Consider the following 23,449-nt stretch of genomic DNA (forward strand, 5'->3'; position numbering starts at 1 on the left):
TCTCTGAAATGACGATATCGAACTGGCCTGCTTTGGCCTCTGCCTGAAGCTCCTGAAACTGCGGGCGATGTTGGGTTGCGCCAGAGATGGCGCGGTCGGCAAAGGTTCGAACAACGGTCCAACCTTTGCTCTCCGCCAATTGGCGGCACACGCGAAACTGGTCCTCGATTGAGGCATCGCGTTGGTGGTCACTGGAAAAGCGGGCGTAGATAGCGGCACGGTATGCGGGCATAGCGTTACATCCTTCGAGAAGGGAATAGCGTCATTGATCGTCACCGCCTTTAAGTGAGGCGGTACAATCTACCCATGCAGCGTGTTTGGCTAAGAGCCTCACTGTCGCTTCAATCAAAGGATGATCATCCGGCCGCGAAATGACAAGAGGGGCGGATGAGGAAATTTTGCCTTTCCCTTCCAATTTTGATCTCTTGTCGTTGTGTTCCAAAGCGTCTCTCCTGTGGTCTGATACCTCCAGGATAGGGAGGCGGCACCGCCTGGGAACCCCTCTCAAACTCTCTCTTTGCGGGAAATTGTGGATTGCTCCCCCTAAAATCCGGAAGACTCTTTGCGAACGGCGGGAATCTAAACAGATCTGTTTACTTCGACAGATGGTCGCCATTGGAGCGACTTTCATTGGCGCGCAAAATGGGCGCTTCGCGAAGCGCCCTAAACCTCGAGTTTTATGGAATTTGGCGAGGTGAGATACTGTAGGTGCCGCGCACAAAAGGATGCACACAACGAAAAATGGCCCCCCGAAGGGAGCCAATCTTCATGCGAGCGCGCCTTACCGTGATATCCCGACCTCTAAGGGTGCGCTCGTAGCCGCGTCCAATAAAGAAGCCTCGCTGTCTGCTACCATAGGGAGACGTAAACGGGGTGAAGCGGAGAGGCAACGGGGCTTACGGCCCAAAGCGGACGTTCTATCCTCAAACAGCAGATGGCTGTTTCTAAGTCGAACAGGTCATGTGCCGCAGCGAGAGGTTGACCCCGAAGTAACAGGTAAATGGCGGGGCAGAGTATGGTATGGGGTCTATTGGTAAGTTGCCGAGGATGTGGTGGGCGTAGTGTCTGAAGGGAACGCTATGCCTACTACAAACATACCTAGACCTGTCGCGCATTTGTGCCGCTATTTACAGCGCAATACCGATATCGACCCCTGGTTTCGCATCGTCGATGTGCAACTCTGCGTCATGAATTCGGGCGATGGCTGCGACAAGGCTTAGACCGATGCCAGAGCCCGCGGTATTGCGGCTCTGGTCCAATCGAACAAACCGTTGCAGCACGCGATCCCGCATATTTTCGGGGATGCCTGGGCCAGTGTCGCGAACGCCAAATTTTGTCTCATCACTGTAAATGGTGATGGCAGCGGGCGCAGGGCAATGTCTGATCGCGTTGTCGACCATATTGATCAGGGCTTGCATGAGAAGATCACGATCGGCGCGCACGCTTACCGTGGTGCCTTTGGTGAGCAGCAGGGTATGCCCTGCGTCCTCAGCAATGGGAGTTAGGATTTCCTGAACCTCGTCACAAAGCTCGCCAAGATCGACCTCTTCAAACGCTGGAGAAACGGCACCCGATTGCAACCGAGAGAGCCGCAGGATCGCATCGAAGGTCTCTGAAATTCCGTCGATTTCGATCAGGGCACTTCCGAGCTCTTGTTTTGTCGCGTCGGGCATATCTGGATCGAATACTTGTTGCTCCAACCGAATGCGGAGGCGCGACAGCGGGGCGCGTAGGTCGTGGGCAACGTCTGTTGAAACCTGCTGGATCGCATCGATCCCAGCCTCGATTTGGTCAAAGGTTTTGTTGATCCCTTCAGACAGCCGCGTCAGGTCATCTGACCCTGTAACCGCAATGCGGCGTTCGTGATTGCCCGACCCAACATCGGACAGAACTTCTTCGATCTGCAAAATCCGAATTTCGTTCCGTCGAGCGATAAAGAACGCAAAGCCGACGGTAAAAAAGAGAGCCGCAAAGAGGCTCCACGCGGTCGTGCGGAACATAATCTCGCCCGCTTCAACGACCCAAGCATCATCTTTACCGACGACCAACCACCCATTTGGGAGCGGCATGCCAAAAGCGTAGTAGCCCTCGGGGGCTTGGTCGGCAGACACGCCTCTTAGGACTACATCAGTCGCTTTGATCTGCTGAAACCCCGAGAATGGGGTGAAGCCTTGGAGGTTGCCCGTTACCTGCTGGGTCTGGTTGTCCAGATAGGCCAAGACAAGCTCGCCTTTGGTTGCGACGGACAGCTGAACTGCGATCTGTTCCTTTAGGTCGTCAGGCGATGTTTCCTGCGCCAGACCGAGAGCCATGGCCTGAACATCCGTATTCAAACGGTTCTTTAACTCGCCGGCCTGCAAAACGTAGGCGATGCTGCCCGTAAGGACAGCACCCGTTGCAAAAACAATGGATACGGCAATTGCGAACCGCATCGACCATGAGAGTGACCGCATCATGGCTGCAAAACGTATCCAACGCCGTGCAGTGTGACGAGGTGTTGTTTTTCAAACGGCTTATCGATCTTTGTCCGCAAGCGACTGATATGGGTTTCAACGACGCTGGTTTTGGGGTCGAAATGCAGCCCCCACACAGTTTCGAGGAGGATTGTGCGGGTCTGAACGCGGCCTGGGCGCTCCATGAAGTATTTCAGAAGTAGAAATTCACGGGGTTGCAGTTCAATCACCTGACCTTCGCGGACTAGTTCACGGCGCAGAAGATCGAGCCGCAGATCACCCACAACCAGTTCGGTGATTTCTTCTTTGAGAGCGGGACGACGGGCGATCACATCGATACGGGCGAGCAGTTCAACAAAGGCGAAGGGTTTGACCATGTAATCATCTGCCCCTGCACGGAGCCCTTCGACCTTGTCGTCGGTACTGCCCATGGCGGTCAGAAGGATGGTCGGCGTTTCAATGCGCGCCGCCCGAACGGATTTCAAAAGCGAAAGACCATCCAGCCCAGGCATCATCCGATCAAGGATCATGAGGTCATAGGGTTGGGACATGGCTTGGGTCAGCGCTTCGCGGCCGTCAGACAAGAGATCGACGGTGTGACCTTCGCCCGACAGCCCCTTTTGGAGGTAGGATCCGGTTTCTTTGTCGTCTTCGGCCAGTAGAATTTTCATTACGTTCAAGCTCTTTGAGTTATGCGCCCCGACTGGATCGGGGCGCTAAAGATGAGGTTAGCCCTGTTCGGCGCCGCCTTCATCCCCTGTTTCACTATCACCTTCTTGATCGCCGCCGTCACCTTCGTCGTCCATCAGGTTGGCAAGCCCCATGCCGAGCATGTCACCGTTTGCAGCATCAAGTTTGACCATCCAGACCTGACCATCGGCCGCAACGATTGTCGCTTCGAACACGCCGCGCCCATCTTCGTCATTCAGGCCAACCGCCATCAATTTGCCAGGAATAGCTTTGAGCGCGTTCTGACCTGCGGTTTCAACTGTCATGCTCGACGCGGCAAGAAGTGCAGCGTCATCGGTGGACTGTTCCGCCATTGCGATGACAGGAACAGCCGAAAAGCCAGTCAGGGCAGTTACGAGGATCAAAGTACGTTTCATTTCAGTCTCCTTAGGTTCAGTGCAAGTCATCGCTTGCAGAACAAACCTAAGAGGTGGTTTCGGGGATCACCTTTCGGTCGGGATACAATCGCGTAAAGGTTCTGGCTTTGGATTGTGGGTTTCTTACATTTTTGTAAGATCGCGGAGAGTGCATTCATATCGTGTAAGGTCATAAGCAGCCCAAAGCTACGGGATAGAACTATGACCACCACGACCAAGACCAACCATACATGGACCGCAATCATCGCCATTGTGCTCTTTGGTATGGGGATTTTCGCATTCACCCACCTTCTTCATTCGGTCGATATGGCCGCTGTCAAAGCGCAAATGCGTGCGACGCCAACCATCACGCTCTTAGGCGCAGTTGCATCAACTGCCGTCGCATACCTTGCTTTGACAGGGTATGACTGGTGGGGCCTTCGCCAGATTGGACACAAACTCCCCGCGAGCGTTGTTGGGCTGGGCGGGTTTCTGGGCTGCGCCTTTGGTAACACTGTCGGGGTCAGCTTCTTATCTGGCGGCGCGGTACGGTATCGGATCTATTCGGTCTACGGACTGTCAGGGATCGAAGTCGCGGCACTGTCGACCTATATCGCCGCAGCGATTGGCATCGGCTTGACCATCATCGGCACAGGAGCACTGGCAATCCACCCTGGTGCGCTTGGGTCGGCCTTGCCATTGTCCGAAACCGTGATCCGCTGGGGATCACTGGGCGCGATGGTGGCGATGCTCGTCGTTCTTTATGCCTTCGCGTTTAGCGGTCGGACACTGAGCGTTGGGAAGTTCCGCATCGATATTCCGTCGGCGCCCGTTCTGACGGGACAGTTTTTGGTTAACCTTCTCGACGTCTTTGCGGCTGCGTTTACCCTCTGGCTCCTGTTGCCAGCAGGAAAGCCTGATTTCGCGACGCTCGTTGCGATCTATGCCGCGGCAACGATGGTCGGTGTGCTGAGCCACGTGCCCGGCGGTGTTGGCGTGTTTGAAACGGCTGTGCTTGCAGCTATGCCCTCCACCGTTTCGCCGACAGAGGTGGCCGCCGCGTTGCTGCTTTTCCGCTTTATCTACTATCTGCTACCGTTTGGCATCGGGTTTGCGGTGATCGCACTGAATGAACTGCGCAATGCGGGTGGGCTTTTGTCGCGCATCACAGGGCCTACCTCGAAACAACTATTGCCTGCCTTCAACTCGGTCGACCAACTCGCCCCAAGCCTCATCGCGACCGTCGTATTCGGCAGCGGCATGGTATTGATCGCATCTGCGCTGGTGCCTTGGCTGAACACTTCAATGGTGGCCGAAGGGGACATGGTCGGCGTGATGTTGTCCGAGTTTGGCAATGGATTTGCGGCACTCGCGGGTGGCCTTATGGTATTCATGTCGTTGTTTCTTCTGCGGCAGAGCAAATGGGCCTACTGGCTTTCCATCGTGGTTCTGATCGCTGGAATGATCGAACTTGGACTCGATTCCGCAGACCGTGAAGGCGCAATGACCCTCGCCATTTTCGTCCTGATCTTTTTGCCCTTCGGCAAATTTTTCAAACAATAGGTGGTTCTTACAGAACTGTAAAAATCCGGCCAATCGATTGCAGATTTCCTAGCCCAAATAGGGTCAAACGAAAGGAAATCGCATGACCCAACTGGCCATCACCACCCAAGGACTGACGGTCCGATATGGCGCGTCGGTCGCATTGCATCCCCTGACCCTGAACATCCCAACGGGCGAAGTGTTTGGTTTTCTCGGCCATAACGGCGCGGGCAAAACCACAACCATTCGGTTGCTGACCACACTCATTGAACCTTCGGGCGGATCAGCCAGCATCGGTGGCTTTGACCTAAATTCCGATCCGATGGGCGTGCGTGGCGCAATCGGTTATTTGCCTGAAAACGTCCGTCTCTATGACAATTTCACCACTGCCGAGAACCTGATGTTCTTTGCGAAACTGTCGGGCGTAAAAACTCCTGAAGACCGCGTTCGCGAAGTCCTCGATTTCCTCAACATCACAGAACTGACGGATCGCAAGGTCGGTCAGTTCTCCAAGGGGATGCGTCAGCGCGTTGGGATTGCGCAGGCGATCCTGCACCGTCCGTCGATCCTGTTCCTTGATGAGCCGACATCTGGCCTCGACCCGATGGGCGTTCGCATGTTGCGCGAAGTGATCGACGCTCTGAACGCAACAGGCATGACGATTTTCATGAACACGCACCTCTTGTCCGAAGTATCGCGCAGCTGCACCTCCATCGGCGTTTTGTCGCACGGCAAACTGGTGTTCCAAGACAGCATGGAGGCCGTCACCGCACGCTATCACACTGAGGACGCACTCGAAGAGCTCTACATGTCTGTCGCCCCAGAGGTCGCGGCATGAGCGCCCTGACCGTCACCAATCAATCCTTGACGGCATTGGCCCGTCAGCAGACGGTCTGGCTGATCGGCGGTATCTTTACCGTGTTGGTCATGATCTCTGCCTATCTCGGCTGGTCTGCGACCTCGACCGTGAATGCGATCTACGCCGACGCTGCGGCCTATCTGCAAGCTGCCGGACAACCCGTTCCACCGAACCCCGTGACCGAGACCTCTCCACTCGGTCTGCTGCGCAACCTTTCGATCTACATTAGTTTGATCGGGTGTTTCGCGGCAATCGTGGTCGGGCAGAGCCTGATTGAAACCGATCGGAGGGCAGGTGTTCTCCCTCTCATCGGTTCACGGGCTCTGCCTGCCACTGATTACGTCGGCGGAAAAATCGCGGCGCTCGCTCTGGCGACTGGCGCAATGACACTGGCTGGCGCGATCATTTCTGTTGCGACCTTCATCATCCTTCCCAACGTTCATATTTCTGGCACGGATGCGCTGCACTTGGTCGAGTTCTTCGTGATCAGCTGGGCGTATATGGCGCTCTTCGGCCTCGTTGCATTGGGTGCAGCCGCTCGGTTTCACGGTGCCGCAACGGGCCTCTTGGTCGCGAGCATCTTGTGGCTGTCGGTGACTTTTGTTCTTCCCGCGCTTACGGGCAACATCCACCCCACAGCCGCGATCAACCCTGTGTCGGCGCTCGCTCCAGCCCCTGACATGACTGTGTTCCACTGGTTGGGCGTCGTGTTCGGCCCTCTCTCGTTCGCGGAAAGCTACAAATACATCTCTGCGGATTTGCTGGGCTTCCTGCCTGACGGAGCCCTCCCTCGCGGTGCGGTTATGCCATTGGCCGATTTTCTCATCGCCTTCTTTGCCAGCGCCTTTGTCGCAGTAAACGGCCTGTCTCACCTATCTTTTGCGGGAGGCGCAGATGACTAACCCTATCTCCGCTATTGTCCAACGCGATCTCCAAGCCGCTTTCAGAGACCGCTTCCTTCTCATCGCAACACTCGCTCTAACCGTGGCGGCTGTCGTCTCCCTCGTGACAGGTGCGATCGCGCTTCATGGTTATGTTGCGACCTATGACGCAGCCCGCGCACAGCTGCTGGCTTTGGGGAAATCCGTTGACGCGATTGCAGCGCCAGAATTCTACCCTCTGAAACTCCTGCGCGGCACGATTGAACAGATCGAGATCATGGGCGCTGTTATCGCACTCGTCGCGGGCTACCGCGCCGCAGCGAGCGAACGCGGCAACCAAACGCTGGCTCTGGTGTTCACCCGCCCGATCCGTCGGTGGCAGATCCTGGTTGCAAAGGTACTGGGTGGCGTCGTCCTCTCGGCTCTGTCCCTCGCAGCGGTCTTTGGTATCGCAACACTCGTCCTTGCGGCCCTCTCTGGCGTGGGACTGACCTTTGACTATGTAACACGGATCATCTTCACCTGGGGCACATCAACGCTCTACGTCTCATCCATCTTTGTAATCGGCTTTGCACTGTCGCTCTGGATGAAGTCCGTGATCAGCGGCCTCATCGCAGCCTTTGCAATCTGGATGTCGATCGTCCTCGTCGCCCCCCAAATCGGCGACACCATGGATCCTGATAACCAAGTCGCAGGTGGCGTTTTCGCGGCCCTCTCTGTCCCCAAAGCAGAACAGGACCGCATCAAAGGTGGCTTCGCAACTTACGAAACCATTCGCAACGGCATCGAAGTGTCCTCTGTCACCAAACACTTCGAACGCCTGAGCTTTGCGGTGCTTGGCATCAAAGACACCTACACCGGAAAACCCTTCGCTGACGTCCTCAATGAAAAACGCGGCGATCTCATCTTCCTCATCCTTTTCACCCTAGGACTCGGCGCAATTGCCGTCGTCCGACCCGTCGACCCCGACAAACTCATCAAGGAGACCTAAAATGAAACTTACCCTTTCCGCAGTCGCACTGATCCTCGGTTCCACCATGGCGCATGCCGCAAGCAATGATATCGACGGCGACGGTGTGCCAAACGACGCCGAAGCGCTGCTCCATTCTGACCCGATGGTTGCTGACACCGACGGCGACGGCATGAACGACCTCGCAGACGACAATGCTGTGTTTGCGGCTGACCCAATGACCGCCTCCACAACCGCTGCCCCGTTCCGCATCGGCGAGCTTTTGGTCGAAAATAACGTTGATCCCGTCGCGCACAAAGACGCTGATGACCACTTGGAAATCCAAGTCATCAATGACAGCGCAGCACCCCTGTCGGGCTTCACGCTCTACTACATGCTGACCGACAATGAGAGCGGCGCGACCGAAGCCTATATCGCTCACCCAGACCTGACGGTCCCAGCAAACGGCGATGCCCGTATCCATGTTGATGCCTCGGACTCAGCAGGCCACCTACGCGCCAACCCGAACTCGATCTATGTCACGAGCCAAGCTGGCAAACAGGTCTCCGTATCCCTCCAACTTGATGGCTCTGCCCCGGTCACCGCTACGATCGAAAAAGACGCTGGAGGTGCAGAACAAGCGGACTGATATAAATGCTGAAAGCGGTCATCGGCTGCCCCTTGAGTCAATGACCGCTTCCCGCCCTTTATGTCATCAAAATACGCACTGAACTTTGCGTGTCAAAAACCAGCAAAGCCTGCCATCTGCTGGTTTACCTTACCCCCTGAGGTTTCTGCTAACCCGAGAGAATCGGCTGATCGAATTCTACAGCCAGGATTTACCGAGAATTTTCGACGGACAGCTAAAGTCAAAGGCCTTCTGGGCGCCTGAACCCAATAGGTGTTCTTTTAACTTGCCCAAGTTTTCTTCCAGTAGGACTGTGGTCGCGGACTGAAAGGAAACATCCATGACCATCGTTGAGACATCAATTAGAGATCTCGCCAAAATGCTGGATACGGGCGAGGTGACGGCTGTTTCACTGGTGTTAGAGTGCTTGGACCGTATTCAACGCTATGATCGGTCTGGGCCCTGTTTGAATGCAGTGCCTGTTCTGAATCCTGCGGCGATGGAAGAGGCGAAAGCGTCAGACGCGAGGCGGGCAAAGGGGCAGACCTTGGGGCGTCTCGATGGTATCCCCTATACGGCAAAGAACAGCTATCGGGCCAAGGGCCTCACAGTCGCCAGTGGATCGCCTGCTTTTGCAGATTTGGTCGCGTCAGACGATGCCTTTGCAATTGAACGATTACGTGCGGCGGGGGCGATCTTGATCGGGTTGACCAATATGCCACCGATGGCGAATGGCGGTATGCAGCGTGGACTCTATGGCCGGGCGGAAAGCCCGTATAACCGCGATTATCTGACTGCCGCCTTTGCCTCTGGATCGTCGAATGGATCGGGCACGGCGACGACATCCAGCTTTGCGACCTTTGGTCTGGGTGAAGAAACGTGGAGCAGCGGACGCGCACCTGCAGCGAACAACGGCTTATGCGCCTATACCCCTAGCCGTGGCGTGATCAGTGTTCGGGGAAACTGGCCTCTCGTCCCGACGATGGATGTCGTGGTGCCGCATACGCGGAGCATGGTGGATATGCTCGATGTGTTGGATGTCATTGTGGCGGATGATCCGAACAGACGGGGCGACCTGTGGCGATCCCAGCCGTGGGTTCACATTCCCAAGGCGTCGGACCATCGGCCAGTCTCTTATGCTGACCTGACAAAGGGCGCATTGCTTCAGGGGAAACGCTTTGCCGTACCCGCGATGTATATCAACGAGGACGCAGAGGCGGGATCGAACCCCGAGGGGGGGATAGGTGGCCCAACAGGGCAAAAGATCCAAACGCGGGCGTCAATGATCGACCTGTTCAACGCGGCGCGCAGTGCGATTGAAGCCGAAGGCGGAACCGTTGTTGTGACGGACTTTCCTGTTGTCACAAACTACGAGAGCGACAGAGTAGGGGCGCCATCGATCAAAACGCGGAACTTGGTCACGCCAGAGTATCTGAAACGCGAAATCATGGACCTCTCGGTTTGGGCGTGGGATGATTTTTTGCGATCGAACAATGACCCAAAGTTAAACCGTTTGACCCAAGTCGACGGCGCCCAGATTTTCCCCCAACCAAAAGGTGCGCTCCCTGATCGCTATGTCGGGTTTGACGATGATATAGCCACGTATCCCGAACACGCGCGGGCACATCCCATCGAGAGTTTCTTTGATATACCCGAGCTTGAAGACGGGTTCAGGGGGCTTGAGGCGACACGGAAGATCGACCTAGAGGACTGGATGGATCGTCAAAACCTAGATGCGGTCATTTTCCCCGCGGTCGCCGATATTGGCCCTGCGGATGCCGACATAAACCCAGCCTCTGCTGATCGGGCATGGCGCAATGGGGTCTGGGTCGCCAATGGGAACCTCGCGATCCGTCACTTGGGTATACCGACGGTGACAGTGCCGATGGGGATGCTTACAGATATCGGTATGCCCGCTGGCCTGACATTCGCGGGGCGTGGCTGGGATGATGTGAAACTATTACAGTTGGCTGCCGCGTTCGAACGGACGGGGCGATATCGCGTGCCTCCTACGCTCGACTGATGTCGCGGTAGTCCTGATGTTGGGTTGAGAGGGGTTGCGCGACCTCCGTGAGATCGGCGATGAGAAGTGCAGGACTACGGCCTGCTTGGGCAATGACAGCCCCATTGCCATCGACGATCACGGATTTGCCGCCGTAGGTGACGTTTCCTTCGGACCCGCAGTAGTTTGCGTAGGCAATCACCATCCCATTCTCAGCAGCCCGTGCAGGTACCAGCAGGTCAGGAACGTTATCAAAGGTGATCGGGTTCGCGGTGGGGATTAGCAATAGGTCCACACCAAGTTCGCGGAGCGCCCAAGTATGCTGCGCAAATTCGATGTCATAGCAAATCAGCAGGCCAACTTTTGTGCCTGCAAGGTCAAAGGTGCAGTAGGTGTCGCCGAATTCAAACACCGACTTTTCAACGGGACCGAACAGCTGGATTTTACGGTAATGCCCGATCTTTGCGCCGCTCGCGTCATAGGCTGACGCGGTGTTGAAAATCCGCTCTCCGTCCTTCTCTGCCCAACCGATGACGAGGCCACAAGAGTGCGTCGCGGCAAGAGATGCAAACCGCTGTTCCCATTCACCGCCAGAGTGCTGCGCGAGGGTGCGGTGAAGGTCGGGTTGATTGTAGCCGGGGATGAATAGCTCTGGGAAAACGACGATATCTGTTCCAACCGCTGACGCCGCTTTGAGGGTGTCCTCAATCACGGCAAAGGCATCTCCAATGTCTTTGCCAACTGCATGTCCCTGATAAACGCCGATTTTCACCGATCATGTCCCTCTACGATATGACTTCGGCCTCACCATGATAGCCCGAATAGTTGTGCTGGATCTGGATTTGGTCGGCGACAAACTTTGCATCATGCCACGCGCCCCAGATAAAGGCAGACCCTCGCCGAGTGAGCCATGGAAGCCCGAGGAAATAAACCCCTCTTTCTTTGCTCACACCGCGCTGATGGATCGGGCGGCCACGTTCATCAAAGGTGTCAGCCTCAAGCCACGAATAATCCAGCGCATACCCCGTGGCCCAAAGAATTGTCGTGATCCCGTGTTCAGCGAGGTTCAGGTCAAGGATCGGGTTCACCATGCACTCTGGATCAGGTGGGATGATCTTTGCCTCTGGCTCTTCGGGAAGGTCCAAGCCGTTCGCCGCGACAAAGGCGTCTGCTTCTTCCAGAACCGACAGGTAGTTCGCATCGCCACGGTTCACATTGTGGATGAGGTCATTTTCAAACCGCACGGTGCCGTCTGAATACCCTTTGGTCATGCCAACGAGGGTTAGGCCCTCATGGGCGAGCCTACGGAAATCCACGGTCTTGCCGCCATCGGCCCCACTGACCGCGATGGTGACGTGTTCAGTGCCAGGGTTCGGGGTGTCAGCGTTCCATTTGTTCAGAACGCCGAGCCACCAAACGAAATCGCGGTTCCGATACCGACGCGGAGGGCGGTCGTGCGCACCGACGGACAGATAGACCTTACGGCCAGCTTTACGCAGTTCCTCAGCGATTTGAGTGCCCGACGACCCAGCGCCAACAACCAGAACGGCCCCCTCGGGCAACTGTTCGGGATTGTGGTAGCTGTTGGAATGCATCTGAAAGATCGGCGCATCCGTGGGGACCACGGGCGGAATGATCGGTTTCTGGAACGGACCCGTCGCTGCAACAATGTGGCGGGCCTCAATCTGGCCCTCAGAGGTTTCAACGATAAAGCTCGAGCCGCCTTTGACTTTGCTCACTCGTTTCACTTCGACGCCCGTGCGGATCGGGGCGCCTATTTTCTTCGCATAGGCCACCATGTAATCGGCAACGTCTTCTTTACCGGGGAAGGCGTCAGGGTGGCAGTTGAATTCGAGGTTCGGAAAACGGTCATGCCATGCGGGGCCATTCATCACGAGAGAGTCCCAGCGTTCCGACCGCCACCGCTCTGCAATGCGGTGTCTTTCGAGGACGACATGTTCAATACCGTTGTTCGTCAGGTGTTCGCTTGCCGCGATGCCAGCCTGTCCGCCGCCAACCACAACCGTATTGATTACTTCCATCTGTGTTCTCCCATTCGTTGCCCCGACCCTAGGTGTAGGATTTGGCGAACTAAAAACATGTTTTGATGAAGCTTTGCTTTTGATCGGACTAACGCCGCTTAGAGCGAGGCTAAGCGCTGGTAAGGTAGTCCATTTCTTTTACTTGCAGGTGCAGAGGCGCATGTTTGTCTGGTAGCGACGAATGAGGTGCCAGCCGTGGCAAAAGACAGTCCATTAGATCCAGTTGAGGAACTTCGGCAGTCTGTATCCGTGCCGTTTGAAAACGCACGCGCTATGCCCACGTCTGTCTACACCTCTGACGCCTTCCTAGCCGAGGAGTTGACGCACATCTTTCGCAAGGACTGGTACTGCTTGGGCCGTTCATCGGCGCTGGGCAATGCAGGTGACTATGCGACCTGTGAATTGGCGGGACAGCAGATCGTTGTCATTCGGGACCGTGATGGCGACCTGAAGGCACTGTCGAATGTGTGTCTTCACCGTATGTCGACGCTCCTTGAGGGTCGGGGAAATGCAAAGCTGATCGTCTGCCCCTATCATGCGTGGACCTACAATCTGGACGGCAAACTGCGCGGCGCGCCTGCGATGACCCTGAACGAAGGGTTCTGCAAAGACGCATATGCCTTGCCGAATATTCGCTGTGAGGAATGGAACGGGTGGGTCTTCGTGAACCTCGATCCTGATGTGGCCCCAGTGGCAGAGGCTCTATCCGATCTCGACGCGATGATCGCTGGCTATAACATGGAAGCCTACACAGAGGCCTTCTACGAAGAGCACGTTTGGGACACCAACTGGAAAGTCCTCGCTGAGAACTTCATGGAAAGCTACCACCTGCCTGTCTGTCATGCAGGAACGATTGGGGGACTGTCTAAGCTAGAGGATATGATCTGCCCACCGGGATTGCCCGCGTTCAACTACCATACGATCCTCAAGGATGAATCCCTGACCATCGCAATGGCGCATCCGTCAAATGACCGTCTCAAAGGTGAGGAGCGTCGGACGACCTATCTCTTGGCGATTTACCCCAGTCTGCTGATCACCCTGACGCCCGGGTATTTCTGGTATCTCTCCCTGCACCCCAAAGGGCCGGGGCAAGTGCATATCCGCTTTGGCGGGGGCATGTCGGATGACTTTAAGGATGATCCATCTGTTCAAGACCACTTTGCCGCTCTGAAGGCATTGTTGGACGACGTGAATATCGAGGATCGCGGTTGCACAGAAAAGGTCTATCGTGGTCTGTGTTCAGACCTCGCCCGTCCGGGGCACCTAAGCCACCTCGAGCGACCAAATTACGATTTTGCTACTTATCTTATGTCCCGTATCGAAACGGGTCGGGCATCGAGCGGAGACTGAAATGGCCCATACGCGTATTCGCAAATTTAACACCAAAGAAACCTATCCCGAGCAGAACCTCGACAATGACCTGTGCCAAGCCGTGGTAACGCGTGGTGGTCGGACCGTTTGGATGCGCGGCCAATGTCCGCAGAACCTTGATGATGCGAAGAACATCGAAAGCCACGATCCAGCGGAGCAAACCCATAAGGTCATGCAAAACATCAAACAGCTGATCGAAGAAGCGGGTGGCACGATGGAGCATCTCGTGAAGGTGGTCGTCTATATCACCGACGTGCGCCACCGCGAGGCCGTCTATCGTACCATGGGCGAATATATTCGTGGCGTGTTTCCTGTCTCGACGGGGCTTGTTGTGACGGCCTTAGCGCGGCCTGATTGGCTGGTTGAAATTGATGCAACCGCCGTTATTCCGGATGACGAGGCATGACGTTCTCACTTGTTGCTCGCTGCGCTGAGACGGGAATGTTCGGCGTCGCCATTTCATCCTCTTCGCCCGCCGTCGCGGCTCGCTGTTCCTATGCACAGGCGGGCGTAGGGGCTGTCGCGTCGCAGAACGTGACCGACCCGACATTGGGGCCTCTGGGGCTAGAACTGATGGGACAGGGGCTGTCCGCGCCAGACGCGCTCGAGCTTATTCGCCAGAACGGTGCCTTCATCGAATACCGCCAAGTTCTCATGGTCGATGCGATGGGACGCACCGCGATTCATTCTGGCCCCAATGCGCTGGGCATTTGGTCCGAAGCGCAGGCGGAAAACGTTGCTTCTGGCGGAAATCTCCTCGCCGATAGCGGTGTTCCTCAGGCAATTGTCGATGGGTTTTTCGCGGCAGAGGGGCATCTGGGGGATCGGCTGATCGCTGCGATGCGGGCTGGCCTTGCGGCGGGTGGCGAAGCAGGTCCCGTTCATTCCGCAGGCATGAAAATCGTGGATATGGTGTCGTGGCCCGTGGCGGACCTCAGGTGTGACTGGACTGAAGATTGCCCGATCGAGGCTATCGCGACGGCGTGGGACATCTACAAGCCGCAACTCGACGCCTATATCCAACGCGCCCTCGACCCACGCGAGGCGCCGTCGTACGGCGTGCCGGGCGACGAATAAGCGGCCTAAATAACGGGCAGTTGGACAGATTGCGAAGGCGGGGCGGTGTTCTTCCTTGAAAACCAAAGGGATCACGGTCAATGCTTGTGCGTCTGGGTCAGGCAAGGAATTAAAATGTTGAGGTATACCCTTCGGCAGATCGAGTATTTCGTTGCTGTCGGAGAAGCAGGAAGCATCGCGCGGGCCTCTGAACGTATCAACGTTTCATCGCCGTCGATTTCCGCTGCGATCACACAGCTTGAGGCCGAATTTGGTTTACCGTTGTTTGTGCGACAGCACGCACAGGGCCTCTCTCTGACCCAAGCGGGACGCCAGATGATGGATCAAGCCCGTATCGTCCTGCGTGAGGCGGGCGCATTGATGGACATCGCTGGCGACATCGCAGGGTCCGTCCGTGGTCCGTTGACGGTTGGATGTCTGGTGACCTTTGCGCAGTTGGTTCTCCCATCCCTTCGTCGCGGGTTTGAAACGACCTACGACGACGTAAAAATGCGTCAGCACGAGATGAACCAAGTCGAACTGTTCAGTGCGCTACGTCGATCTGAGATTGATGTGGCTTTGACCTATGATCTCGGCCTGCCTGCTGACCTCCAGTTCACGCCGCTTCTCAAACTGCCACCCATCGCTCTGATGGGGGAAAACCATCCCTTGGTCGGGCAAGACAGCGTCACTATCGAAGAATTGCTCAAGCACCCCATGGTACTGCTCGATCTGCCACTGAGTTCCGACTACTTCCTGTCGTTCTTTGATGAGATCGGCGAAAAGCCCGTGATCGCTGAACGCACGCGCGACATGGCAGTGATGCGATCCATGGTTGGGAACGGCTTTGGGTATTCTATCGCAAACGTTCGCCCGCTTAGTCATACGTCACCAGATGGAAACTACGTGAAATGCGTGCCGATCACGGGGCCTGTGCGTCCGATGCGGATGGGGCTTTTGACCGCGCAGGACGTTCACCGTTCCAACGCGGTGCGTGCATTCATTGATTACGCCATTGGGATGGTGCGCGATGGTCGGTTGTCGCAAATCGGTGGCTTGCCTCTGGTGTGAAGTCTTAGCGGCTGCCTAACCAATGATTTCGCAGCGCGGACTTGGTCGGTGCGGGCTGTTTGCTACGATCCGTCCATAGTCCGAAATGGAGCTGAAATTGCGCGATCCCCGTTACGATATTCTCTTTGAACCTCTGAAAATCGGACCTGTTACGGCCAAAAACAGGTTCTACCAGGTGCCGCACTGTAACGGCGGGGGATATCGCGACCCTTCTGCGGCGGCGGCAATGCGGGGGATTAAATCCGAGGGCGGCTGGGGTGTGATTTTCACCGAACAGACCGAGATGCATCATACCTCGGAAATCACGCCCTTCATCGAATTACGCCTGTGGGAGGATAAAGACATCCCAATGTTGACCCGCATGGCCGACAAGATGAAAGAGCACGGTGCGCTCGCTGGTATTCAGCTGGCCTATTCTGGGATCAACGGGCCGAACCTCTATACCAAGGAGGTCCCTCTGGCCGTTTCCGCTGGTCCGATCCGCACGTTCACGAACGATCCTGTGCAGGCCCGCGCACTGTATCAGGACGAGATCAAGGATCTTCGCCGTTGGTTTGTGAATGCCGCTAAACGGGCCAAGATCGCGGGTTTCGATCTGATCTGTCTTTATGGAGCGCATGGGTTCGGGATTTTCCAACACTTCCTCAGCCGCGCGACCAATATGCGAGACGACGAATACGGCGGTAGCCTCGAAAATCGTTCCCGTTTTGCGCGGGAGGTCATCGCTGACATGCGGGATGCGGTGGGTGATACGATGGGGATCACGCTGCGCGTCTCGCTGGATGAAACGATTGGTGACCTTGGATTTTCAAACGCCGAGGTGCGTGACTTTGTTGAGATGAACAAAGACCTGCCGGACCTTTGGGATTTGGCGCATGGCACATGGGAGGATTGCTCTGGTCCATCGCGGTTCAAAGAAGAAGCCGCGCAAGAAGTTTTGGTCAAAGGTATCAGAGAGTTGTCGTCCAAACCTGTTGTAGGGGTCGGGCGGTTTACATCGCCCGATGTGATGGCGCGGATGATCAAATCGGGCACGCTTGATGCGATTGGTTGCGCGCGTCCGTCAATCGCTGACCCGTTCCTGCCGAACAAGATTATGGAAGGGCGGATCGAAGACATTCGCGAATGTATTGGCTGCAATATCTGCATTACGGGCGACATGACCATGTCGATCAGCCGCTGCACGCAGAACCCCACGTTTATGGAGGAATGGCGCAAAGGCTGGCACCCAGAGCGGATGAACGCGAAAGGTGACAGTAAATCCGTTCTCGTCGTCGGAGCGGGACCTGCGGGGTTAGAGGCGACGCGCGCTTTGGCGGAACGCGGTTATGATGTGGCGCTTGCTGAGGCTGGCACGGTTTTGGGCGGGCGCGTGGCCAAGGAACGTCTGCTGCCGGGATTGTCCGCATGGGGACGCGTGGCTGACTATCGGGAATATCAGATCAGCCAAAAGCCCAACGTCGAAACCTATTTTGACAGCGCACTCGATGCCGAGAGCATCCTAGAGTTCGGGTTTGAAAACGTTTGCATCGCCACGGGGAGCACATGGCGCCGCGATGGGGTCAGTCGCCAGCATGTCGTTTCGTTCGCGATGGACGCCGCGATGCCGATTTTTACGCCTGACGACATTATGGCGGGCACACTCCCTAGCGGTAAGGTCGTGATCTACGATGATGATCACTACTATATGGGCGGCGTCATTGCAGAGCTTTTGCAGTCCAAAGGCTGCGATGTCACCATTGTGACCCCATCGGCCTATTTGTCCGATTGGACGGTGAACACGCTGGAACAACACACCATCCATCGCCGTCTCGCCAATATGGGTGTTCAAGTTATTCTGAATCGTGGGGTCGTCGGGATCACGTCGGACACCGTTCAGACGAACTGCACCTACACCGATCAAATCACGGAAATCGAAGCCGAAGCGGTCGTGATCGTCGCCTCGCGGACCTCGTACGATCAACTGTTCCATGACCTCATGGCGCGTAAATCGGAGTGGGCGGACGCTGGGATCAAGACGGTCAAGATTATCGGGGACGCCGAGGCGCCGGGGCCGATCGCGTGGTCGACCTATGCGGGGCACCGCTATGCACGCGAGCTGGATGGCGAGGATATTGGCGATGCGCTGCCGTTCCGTCGTGAAGTAACTGCATTGGGTGATTTGTGAGCCGCACCATTGAAATCCTGCGCGATTTGGTTGCGTTCGACACGGTCAGCGCAAAGTCCAATTTGGCGATCATTGACTGGATCGAAGCGCACCTCACCGCTCTCGGGTTTCGTGTGACACGGATCACGGATACTTATGAACCGAAGGCGGGGCTCTATGCCGAGATCGGCCCCGAAGGAGACGGTGTGGTTTTGTCTGCGCACACAGATGTGGTGCCTGTTGAAGGGCAAAACTGGACGCGGCCTCCGTTTGAACTGACCGAAGAGGACGGGCGGCTCTACGGGCGCGGGACCACTGATATGAAGGGGTTCCTCGCTTCTGTTTTGGCATTTGCCGAAGTGGCTGCTGGGGCCGATCTAAAGGCCCCGATCAAGCTGGTGATTTCCTATGACGAGGAAATCGGTTGCGTTGGGATGGGGCGAATGATCGAAGCGTTGCGTCCTTTGATCGGGACGCCGCGCGTTTGTATCGTGGGCGAGCCGACCTCGCTCGATGTGTCGATTGGGCACAAAGGGAAAAAGAGCTACCGCGCCGTTTGTCGCGGTGAGGCGGGCCATTCCGCACTCGCGCCGAAGTTCGTGAATGCGATTTATGTGGCGACTGACCTGATCTCGGGGCTTCGATCCTTGCAGGCGAAATTCGCGGGGGCTGGCGTCGTCGATGATGACTATACCGTTCCCTATTCGACCGTCCATGTGGGTAAGCTGACGGGCGGAACAACGTTGAATATCGTGCCAGATGTGGCTGAACTCGTATTCGAAATCAGGCATTTGGCGGCAGATCGTATTGATGATTTTGAGGCCGACTTGGCGGCGCTGGGTGCTCAGGTCGAGCAGGATCATAATTGCGCGGTCATTGAAATTGATGGTTTGACCTCTTATCCGGGTCTAGATTTGAAGCCCGATGCGGACTGCGTGAAATTCATGCAGCGGATCAGCGGTAAAAACGGCGTCACAAAGGTGGCCTACGGAACAGAGGCTGGGTTCTTCGATGCCATCGGTATTCCGACCGTTGTGTGCGGCCCAGGATCTATGGAAGGGCAAGGGCATAAAGCGGATGAGTATATCCTGACATCCGAGCTAGAGGCCTGTGACGCTATGTTGCTGCGATTGCTCGAGGACCTCGTTTAGGTTTTTGACCTGCGCAAATTATGAGCGACGAGCCCAATTAACTGTCTATGCCAATCAGTGGCCGCTTTGGTTTTGATCAAATCCACAGAAACTATGTATCTTAGTCTAAACCTAATGACTGCTATGGCACACCGTTATTAGGGAAACTGGGATTCCCTCCATAGTCTAACTGTATTGAGCAGGACCAAATCGGGGGCCGTGCAATTGCATTCTGATCGACCAATTGCCGTCGATGTTCGCGACGCCGTGAAAGTGTATGGTGATTTTACTGCGCTAAAGCGTGTTTCGCTTTCTATCCATGATAATGAATTTTTCACGCTGCTGGGTCCGTCGGGCTGCGGTAAAACCACGCTTTTGCGCATGATCGCTGGCTTTGAGGATGTGACCGAAGGGTCCATTGCGCTGTTCGGTGAACCGATTGCCGCGTTGCCGCCGCACAAACGACCCGTGAATACGGTGTTCCAGAACTACGCTCTGTTTCCGCATATGACGGTCTTGGACAATGTGGGCTTTGGGCTTGAGATGCTCGGGCGATCCAAATCCGAAGCACGAAAACGGGCGGGTGAGGTGCTTGAGATGGTTCAGCTGAGCCAGTTTTCGTCGCGCAAGCCGTCGCAATTGTCTGGCGGGCAGCAACAACGTGTGGCCCTTGCGCGGGCCTTGGCGCCTCAGCCCAAGGTGTTGCTACTGGACGAGCCATTGTCGGCGCTCGATCTCAAACTGCGTAAAGCGATGCAGTTGGAGCTAAAGCACCTCCAGCGCGAAACGGGGATCACATTCATCTTTGTCACCCACGACCAAGAAGAAGCCCTAACCATGTCGGATCGTATCGCGGTCATGTCTGCAGGTGAACTGCAACAACTTGGCGATGCGCGAGAGATTTATGAGCGGCCCAAAAACCGTTTTGTCGCGGATTTCATCGGGGACACGAACCTGATTGAGGTCACTGTTGATGCGGTCGCGGAGGGTCAGGCCAAATGTCATTTGGGCGGTGGTCATGCCTTGATTTGTGACGCGGTCGAAGGCGTCAAAGCGGGCGATAAGGTCCATATGTCTATGCGACCCGAACGCCTGTTCCTCTCTGAGGAACCGATGGCTGCCGAAGGGTTCAAGGGCACCGTGCGCGAGAATATTTTTATCGGGACGGATATCACCACCATCGTCGCGCTGAACGAGGGACCAGACTTTACCATTCGCGCTTCGAACTCTTCGCGCGGAAATTCGCGTGTGTTCGACATTGGCGCAGAGGTCGTCGTTAATATGGAGCAGGGGGCTGGCCGCCTCCTGACCGACTAATGGCGGGTGGGGCAAGTTCAGGCGGTTCGTCGCAGAGCGAAACATTTGCACCCGCGCGGTATTGGCTGCTTTTGCCGTCATGGGTGACGCTGACCATCCTCGTTCTCGCGCCTGTGTCGATGATGATGGTCTATTCCTTCCTGACCAAGGAATTCCGCGGCGGTGTGATCTGGGAATTCACGCTCTCGGCCTACGACCAGTTCTTCTTTGATCGTGGGCTGTTTGGGGACGATCCACCCGTCCTCCAGTGGACCTACATTTCGATCTTTTGGCGGTCGATTTGGCAAGCAGGAGTGGCAACGCTGATGAGCCTCATCATCGGGTTTCCCACGGCCTATTTCATCGCCACCCGGCCCGAGAAAGAGCGGGCGATCTGGGTGTTTTTGGTCACCATTCCCTATTGGGTGAACCTCTTGATCCGCACAGTTTCGATGAAGTTCCTGCTGCGGGATCAGGGGCCACTGAATGATTTGCTGGTGGGGTCAGGTCTGTTGTCGGAACCATTGGCGATCGTGAACACAAACTTTGCTGTGCAACTGGGGCTGTTCTATTCCTACCTGCCGTTCATGGTGCTGCCGATCTATGCCGCTGTCGAACGCTATAACTTTGCCTTGTCCGAGGCGGCGGCAGACCTTTACGCTACACGGTGGACCGTGTTGCGTCGTATCCTATTGCCCACGGTCAAACCCGGCATCGTTGCGGGCTGCATCCTCGTCTTCGTCCCGTCGCTCGGGTCGTTCCTTGCGCCTGATCTCTTGGGCGGTGCGAAGAATTTTATGATCGGGTCCCTGATCGAAGAGCAGTTCAAAGGGAACGCGGGCAACTGGCCGTTCGGGGCTGCGGCGTCGATGATCCTTTTGACCTTGGTGATGGTCATTCTTCTGATCTCTGCGCGGCAGCAGGCGAAAGGGGAGAAATGACATGGCAATGAAGAGCTATGATCTACGCCAGTATCCCAGCTTCAAGGCGATCACGATTTTCTGCCTGTTTATCCTTTACGCGCCGTTGTTGGTCGTCACGGTCTACAGCTTCAACGACTCCGTCTCGATCACCAACTGGGAGGGCGTTTCGCTACGCTGGTACGCAGAGGTCTTTACCGGTGCGGAGAGCGAGAAATTCAAAATTGCAGCGCGAAACAGTTTCGTCATCGCGCTGATCGCGGCGAGTACATCGACGGTGATGGCAACGTTTGCGGCGACTGCGATCCTTCGGGGCGGACGGTTCAAGCTACGGACCGCGTCGTTTGGTCTGATCTCATTGCCGCTGATGGTGCCAGAGATCGTGACGGCGGTCGCAACGCTGATTTTTTTCAACGCAATCGGCGTCGACCGTGGTTTGATCACCATCCTCTTGGCCCACATCGCGTTTTGCATTCCGTTCGCCTACTTGCCGATCTCGGCACGAATGCAAGGGATCGAGGCGACCTACGAACAAGCCGCGATGGACCTTTATGCGACCCGCGCCAAGGCCTTCACCCGTGTGCTGCTCCCGTTGATGATGCCGGGGATTATTTCGGGCTGGTTGCTCGCGTTTATCGTATCGCTCGACGATTTCATCATCACCAATTTCGTAAAAGGCGCAGGGGTTGAAACCCTGCCAACAGCGATCTTCGGATCGGTGAAACAGGGCATAAAGCCCAACATCATGGCTATTTCCACAATGCTCCTTGGGGTGTCGGTGGTGATGGTCACGCTCTCTTGGCTCATCAGCCGAAGGGACAACAATAAATGAACAACATGGAGGTTGTTATGAAGTCCATCATCAAATCGACAGTGGCGGCTGCAGCGCTGACTGTCACTGCAGGGGTTGCGCTGGCTGAGGGGCAGCTGGTGATTTACCACTGGTTTGAATACATCCCACAAGAGCTGCTCGACAAATTCGCCGCTGAGAATGACGTCGAGATCATCATGGACACTTACGACAGCAACGAGGCGCTCCTTGCGGCGCTCAAGGCTGGTGCGATGGGCACCTATGACGTTGCTGTGCCGGGTGACTACATGGTGCAGATCATGGCCGGCGAGGGGTTGCTCGATACTATTGCCGATGGGGAATTGGCGAATAAAGGGAATATCCTGCCTCAGTGGTCGGACCCGAGCTTTGATCCCGGTCGTATGCATTCGATCCCGTATCAGTGGGGGTCGACCTCTTTTGCGGTGAACCGCGATGTATATGCGGGTGACATCAACACCACGTCGATCCTCTTTGATCCGCCCGCTGAGTTGTCGGGAAAAATCAACATGCTCGACAGTCAGGGCGAAGTGATGGCGATGGCGGCCCTTCACCTCGGTATTCCGCAATGTTCGAGCGATCGTGATCAGCTCAAGGCGCTCAACGACATGCTGCAATCGGCCAAGGGGCATTGGGCCTCGTTCAACTCTGACACTGCGAAAGAAGTGCTCGTGTCTGGTGATGCGGCTGTTGGACAGATCTACGACGGTTTCGGCGCCAAAGCCCGCGAAGAGGGTGCACCGATTGAATACGCGTTCCCGCGTGAAGGTTACGTCGTCTGGATGGACAACGTGGTTCTGCTGAAAGACGCGCCGAACCGCGCCAACGCGATCAAGTTTATGGACTTCCTGCTAGAGCCTGAAAACATCGCGGCCGTGTCGAACTACGCACGCTACGTCGCGGGTGTGGATGGCGTCGCGCCATACCTTGATCCCACGCTCGCCAGCCAACCTGAATCCAACCCGCCCGCAGATGCTGGCCCAGGTGTGTTCATTGAGGTTTGCGATCAGCAGGTTCAGGAAATCTACGACCGTATCTGGACTGACCTGAAGAACTAAATCGTTGGGCCCTCTGATTTAGCGATCAGGGGGCCTTTTACTTTGAGACCGCGGAAATACTTTGATATGTGCCGTTCGTAGGTTGGACCTTTGGTTCCTTTCGTGCATCATTACCGAAAAAGATGTGAGGA

At 56.0% G+C, this 23,449-nt stretch carries 22 protein-coding genes; 16 read left to right on the forward strand and 6 right to left on the reverse strand.

Features of this window, described 5'->3' with window-relative positions; genetic code table 11:
• From AC1QQ2_RS10200 to AC1QQ2_RS10215, 4 genes are all read right to left on the reverse strand, one after another.
• Positions 1-232 (reverse strand): recombinase family protein (locus AC1QQ2_RS10200; protein ID WP_479713042.1); only part of this gene is annotated, 232 nt, incomplete at its 3' end.
• 895 nt (positions 233-1,127) lie between these two features.
• Positions 1,128-2,453: a sensor histidine kinase gene (locus AC1QQ2_RS10205; protein ID WP_479713043.1), complete on the reverse strand. Its 1,326-nt coding sequence runs from the start codon at positions 2,451-2,453 to the stop codon at positions 1,128-1,130.
• Complete coding sequence (locus AC1QQ2_RS10210) at positions 2,453-3,124, reverse strand: response regulator transcription factor (protein ID WP_479713044.1); 672 nt, start codon at positions 3,122-3,124, stop codon at positions 2,453-2,455. Before AC1QQ2_RS10210 ends, AC1QQ2_RS10205 begins: the two co-directional genes overlap by 1 nt.
• Before the next feature lie 57 nt (positions 3,125-3,181).
• A complete protein-coding gene (locus AC1QQ2_RS10215) occupies positions 3,182-3,559 on the reverse strand; it encodes a PepSY domain-containing protein (RefSeq protein WP_479713045.1) in 378 nt (125 codons plus the stop codon).
• Between the two features lie 201 nt (positions 3,560-3,760).
• On the opposite strand from AC1QQ2_RS10215, the gene AC1QQ2_RS10220 reads away from it, so the two are divergent.
• The 6 genes from AC1QQ2_RS10220 (at position 3,761) to AC1QQ2_RS10245 (ending at position 10,420) form a co-directional block, all read left to right on the forward strand.
• Entirely contained in the window at positions 3,761-5,101 is a 1,341-nt protein-coding gene (locus AC1QQ2_RS10220) for a lysylphosphatidylglycerol synthase domain-containing protein (RefSeq protein WP_479713046.1), read from the forward strand.
• An 82-nt stretch (positions 5,102-5,183) separates the two neighbouring features.
• Positions 5,184-5,918, forward strand: coding sequence for an ABC transporter ATP-binding protein (locus AC1QQ2_RS10225; protein WP_479713047.1), 735 nt, complete (start codon positions 5,184-5,186; stop codon positions 5,916-5,918).
• Positions 5,915-6,841 (forward strand): ABC transporter permease, encoded by a 927-nt coding sequence (locus AC1QQ2_RS10230; RefSeq protein WP_479713048.1) that lies wholly within the window; start codon positions 5,915-5,917, stop codon positions 6,839-6,841. The genes AC1QQ2_RS10225 and AC1QQ2_RS10230 overlap by 4 nt, the downstream gene beginning before the upstream one ends.
• The gene (locus AC1QQ2_RS10235; RefSeq protein WP_479713049.1) at positions 6,834-7,811 is read left to right on the forward strand and encodes an ABC transporter permease; all 978 of its coding nucleotides are present in this window, start codon (positions 6,834-6,836) and stop codon (positions 7,809-7,811) included. Before AC1QQ2_RS10230 ends, AC1QQ2_RS10235 begins: the two co-directional genes overlap by 8 nt.
• A 1-nt stretch (position 7,812) precedes the next feature.
• Positions 7,813-8,418, forward strand: a complete 606-nt coding sequence (locus AC1QQ2_RS10240; protein ID WP_479713050.1) for a hypothetical protein — start codon at positions 7,813-7,815, stop codon at positions 8,416-8,418.
• A 319-nt stretch (positions 8,419-8,737) separates the two neighbouring features.
• Positions 8,738-10,420, forward strand: coding sequence for an amidase (locus tag AC1QQ2_RS10245; protein ID WP_479713051.1), 1,683 nt, complete (start codon positions 8,738-8,740; stop codon positions 10,418-10,420).
• Here the strand turns inward: AC1QQ2_RS10245 and AC1QQ2_RS10250 are convergent.
• Positions 10,407-11,171: a carbon-nitrogen hydrolase family protein gene (locus AC1QQ2_RS10250; protein WP_479713052.1), complete on the reverse strand. Its 765-nt coding sequence runs from the start codon at positions 11,169-11,171 to the stop codon at positions 10,407-10,409. The genes AC1QQ2_RS10245 and AC1QQ2_RS10250 overlap by 14 nt on opposite strands.
• Positions 11,172-11,184: 13 nt before the next feature.
• Positions 11,185-12,441: a flavin-containing monooxygenase gene (locus tag AC1QQ2_RS10255; RefSeq protein ID WP_479713053.1), complete on the reverse strand. Its 1,257-nt coding sequence runs from the start codon at positions 12,439-12,441 to the stop codon at positions 11,185-11,187.
• A gap of 273 nt (positions 12,442-12,714) precedes the next feature.
• On the opposite strand from AC1QQ2_RS10255, the gene AC1QQ2_RS10260 reads away from it, so the two are divergent.
• From AC1QQ2_RS10260 to AC1QQ2_RS10305, 10 genes are all read left to right on the forward strand, one after another.
• Positions 12,715-13,791 (forward strand): aromatic ring-hydroxylating oxygenase subunit alpha, encoded by a 1,077-nt coding sequence (locus AC1QQ2_RS10260; RefSeq protein WP_479713086.1) that lies wholly within the window; start codon positions 12,715-12,717, stop codon positions 13,789-13,791.
• 1 nt (position 13,792) lies between these two features.
• Positions 13,793-14,218 (forward strand): RidA family protein, encoded by a 426-nt coding sequence (locus tag AC1QQ2_RS10265; protein WP_105235183.1) that lies wholly within the window; start codon positions 13,793-13,795, stop codon positions 14,216-14,218.
• Positions 14,215-14,889 carry a DUF1028 domain-containing protein gene (locus AC1QQ2_RS10270; protein ID WP_479713054.1) on the forward strand — a complete coding sequence of 225 codons (675 nt, stop codon included), beginning with the start codon at positions 14,215-14,217 and terminating at the stop codon, positions 14,887-14,889. Before AC1QQ2_RS10265 ends, AC1QQ2_RS10270 begins: the two co-directional genes overlap by 4 nt.
• Before the next feature lie 114 nt (positions 14,890-15,003).
• The gene (locus AC1QQ2_RS10275; protein ID WP_479713055.1) at positions 15,004-15,939 is read left to right on the forward strand and encodes a LysR family transcriptional regulator; all 936 of its coding nucleotides are present in this window, start codon (positions 15,004-15,006) and stop codon (positions 15,937-15,939) included.
• A 97-nt stretch (positions 15,940-16,036) separates the two neighbouring features.
• Entirely contained in the window at positions 16,037-18,106 is a 2,070-nt protein-coding gene (locus tag AC1QQ2_RS10280) for an oxidoreductase (RefSeq protein WP_479713056.1), read from the forward strand.
• A complete protein-coding gene (argE, locus tag AC1QQ2_RS10285) occupies positions 18,103-19,236 on the forward strand; it encodes an acetylornithine deacetylase (protein ID WP_479713057.1) in 1,134 nt (377 codons plus the stop codon). Before AC1QQ2_RS10280 ends, argE begins: the two co-directional genes overlap by 4 nt.
• A gap of 204 nt (positions 19,237-19,440) precedes the next feature.
• On the forward strand, positions 19,441-20,532 hold the full coding sequence (locus AC1QQ2_RS10290) for an ABC transporter ATP-binding protein (RefSeq protein WP_479713087.1): 1,092 nt from the start codon (positions 19,441-19,443) through the stop codon (positions 20,530-20,532).
• Positions 20,532-21,452 (forward strand): ABC transporter permease, encoded by a 921-nt coding sequence (locus AC1QQ2_RS10295; protein ID WP_479713058.1) that lies wholly within the window; start codon positions 20,532-20,534, stop codon positions 21,450-21,452. The genes AC1QQ2_RS10290 and AC1QQ2_RS10295 overlap by 1 nt, the downstream gene beginning before the upstream one ends.
• Before the next feature lies 1 nt (position 21,453).
• Entirely contained in the window at positions 21,454-22,263 is an 810-nt protein-coding gene (locus tag AC1QQ2_RS10300) for an ABC transporter permease (protein WP_479713059.1), read from the forward strand.
• Between the two features lie 17 nt (positions 22,264-22,280).
• Positions 22,281-23,318, forward strand: a complete 1,038-nt coding sequence (locus AC1QQ2_RS10305; RefSeq protein ID WP_479713060.1) for an extracellular solute-binding protein — start codon at positions 22,281-22,283, stop codon at positions 23,316-23,318.
• The last annotated feature ends 131 nt before the right edge of the window (positions 23,319-23,449 follow it).

It is taken from the genome of Aestuarium sp. (assembly GCF_023253315.1).
GTDB lineage: Bacteria > Pseudomonadota > Alphaproteobacteria > Rhodobacterales > Rhodobacteraceae > Marivivens > Marivivens donghaensis.

Coding starts and splice junctions, on each gene's coding strand:
- AC1QQ2_RS10235 (WP_479713049.1), top strand. CDS start 6,834: ATGACTAACCCTATCTCCGCTATTGTCCAACGCGATCTCCAAGCCGCT.
- AC1QQ2_RS10305 (WP_479713060.1), top strand. CDS start 22,281: ATGAAGTCCATCATCAAATCGACAGTGGCGGCTGCAGCGCTGACTGTC.
- AC1QQ2_RS10205 (WP_479713043.1), bottom strand. CDS start 2,453: ATGCGGTCACTCTCATGGTCGATGCGGTTCGCAATTGCCGTATCCATT.
- AC1QQ2_RS10260 (WP_479713086.1), top strand. CDS start 12,715: ATGCCCACGTCTGTCTACACCTCTGACGCCTTCCTAGCCGAGGAGTTG.
- AC1QQ2_RS10275 (WP_479713055.1), top strand. CDS start 15,004: ATGTTGAGGTATACCCTTCGGCAGATCGAGTATTTCGTTGCTGTCGGA.
- AC1QQ2_RS10295 (WP_479713058.1), top strand. CDS start 20,532: ATGGCGGGTGGGGCAAGTTCAGGCGGTTCGTCGCAGAGCGAAACATTT.
- AC1QQ2_RS10220 (WP_479713046.1), top strand. CDS start 3,761: ATGACCACCACGACCAAGACCAACCATACATGGACCGCAATCATCGCC.
- AC1QQ2_RS10225 (WP_479713047.1), top strand. CDS start 5,184: ATGACCCAACTGGCCATCACCACCCAAGGACTGACGGTCCGATATGGC.
- AC1QQ2_RS10270 (WP_479713054.1), top strand. CDS start 14,215: ATGACGTTCTCACTTGTTGCTCGCTGCGCTGAGACGGGAATGTTCGGC.
- AC1QQ2_RS10245 (WP_479713051.1), top strand. CDS start 8,738: ATGACCATCGTTGAGACATCAATTAGAGATCTCGCCAAAATGCTGGAT.
- AC1QQ2_RS10255 (WP_479713053.1), bottom strand. CDS start 12,441: ATGGAAGTAATCAATACGGTTGTGGTTGGCGGCGGACAGGCTGGCATC.
- AC1QQ2_RS10300 (WP_479713059.1), top strand. CDS start 21,454: ATGGCAATGAAGAGCTATGATCTACGCCAGTATCCCAGCTTCAAGGCG.
- AC1QQ2_RS10215 (WP_479713045.1), bottom strand. CDS start 3,559: ATGAAACGTACTTTGATCCTCGTAACTGCCCTGACTGGCTTTTCGGCT.
- AC1QQ2_RS10240 (WP_479713050.1), top strand. CDS start 7,813: ATGAAACTTACCCTTTCCGCAGTCGCACTGATCCTCGGTTCCACCATG.
- AC1QQ2_RS10230 (WP_479713048.1), top strand. CDS start 5,915: ATGAGCGCCCTGACCGTCACCAATCAATCCTTGACGGCATTGGCCCGT.
- AC1QQ2_RS10265 (WP_105235183.1), top strand. CDS start 13,793: ATGGCCCATACGCGTATTCGCAAATTTAACACCAAAGAAACCTATCCC.
- AC1QQ2_RS10210 (WP_479713044.1), bottom strand. CDS start 3,124: ATGAAAATTCTACTGGCCGAAGACGACAAAGAAACCGGATCCTACCTC.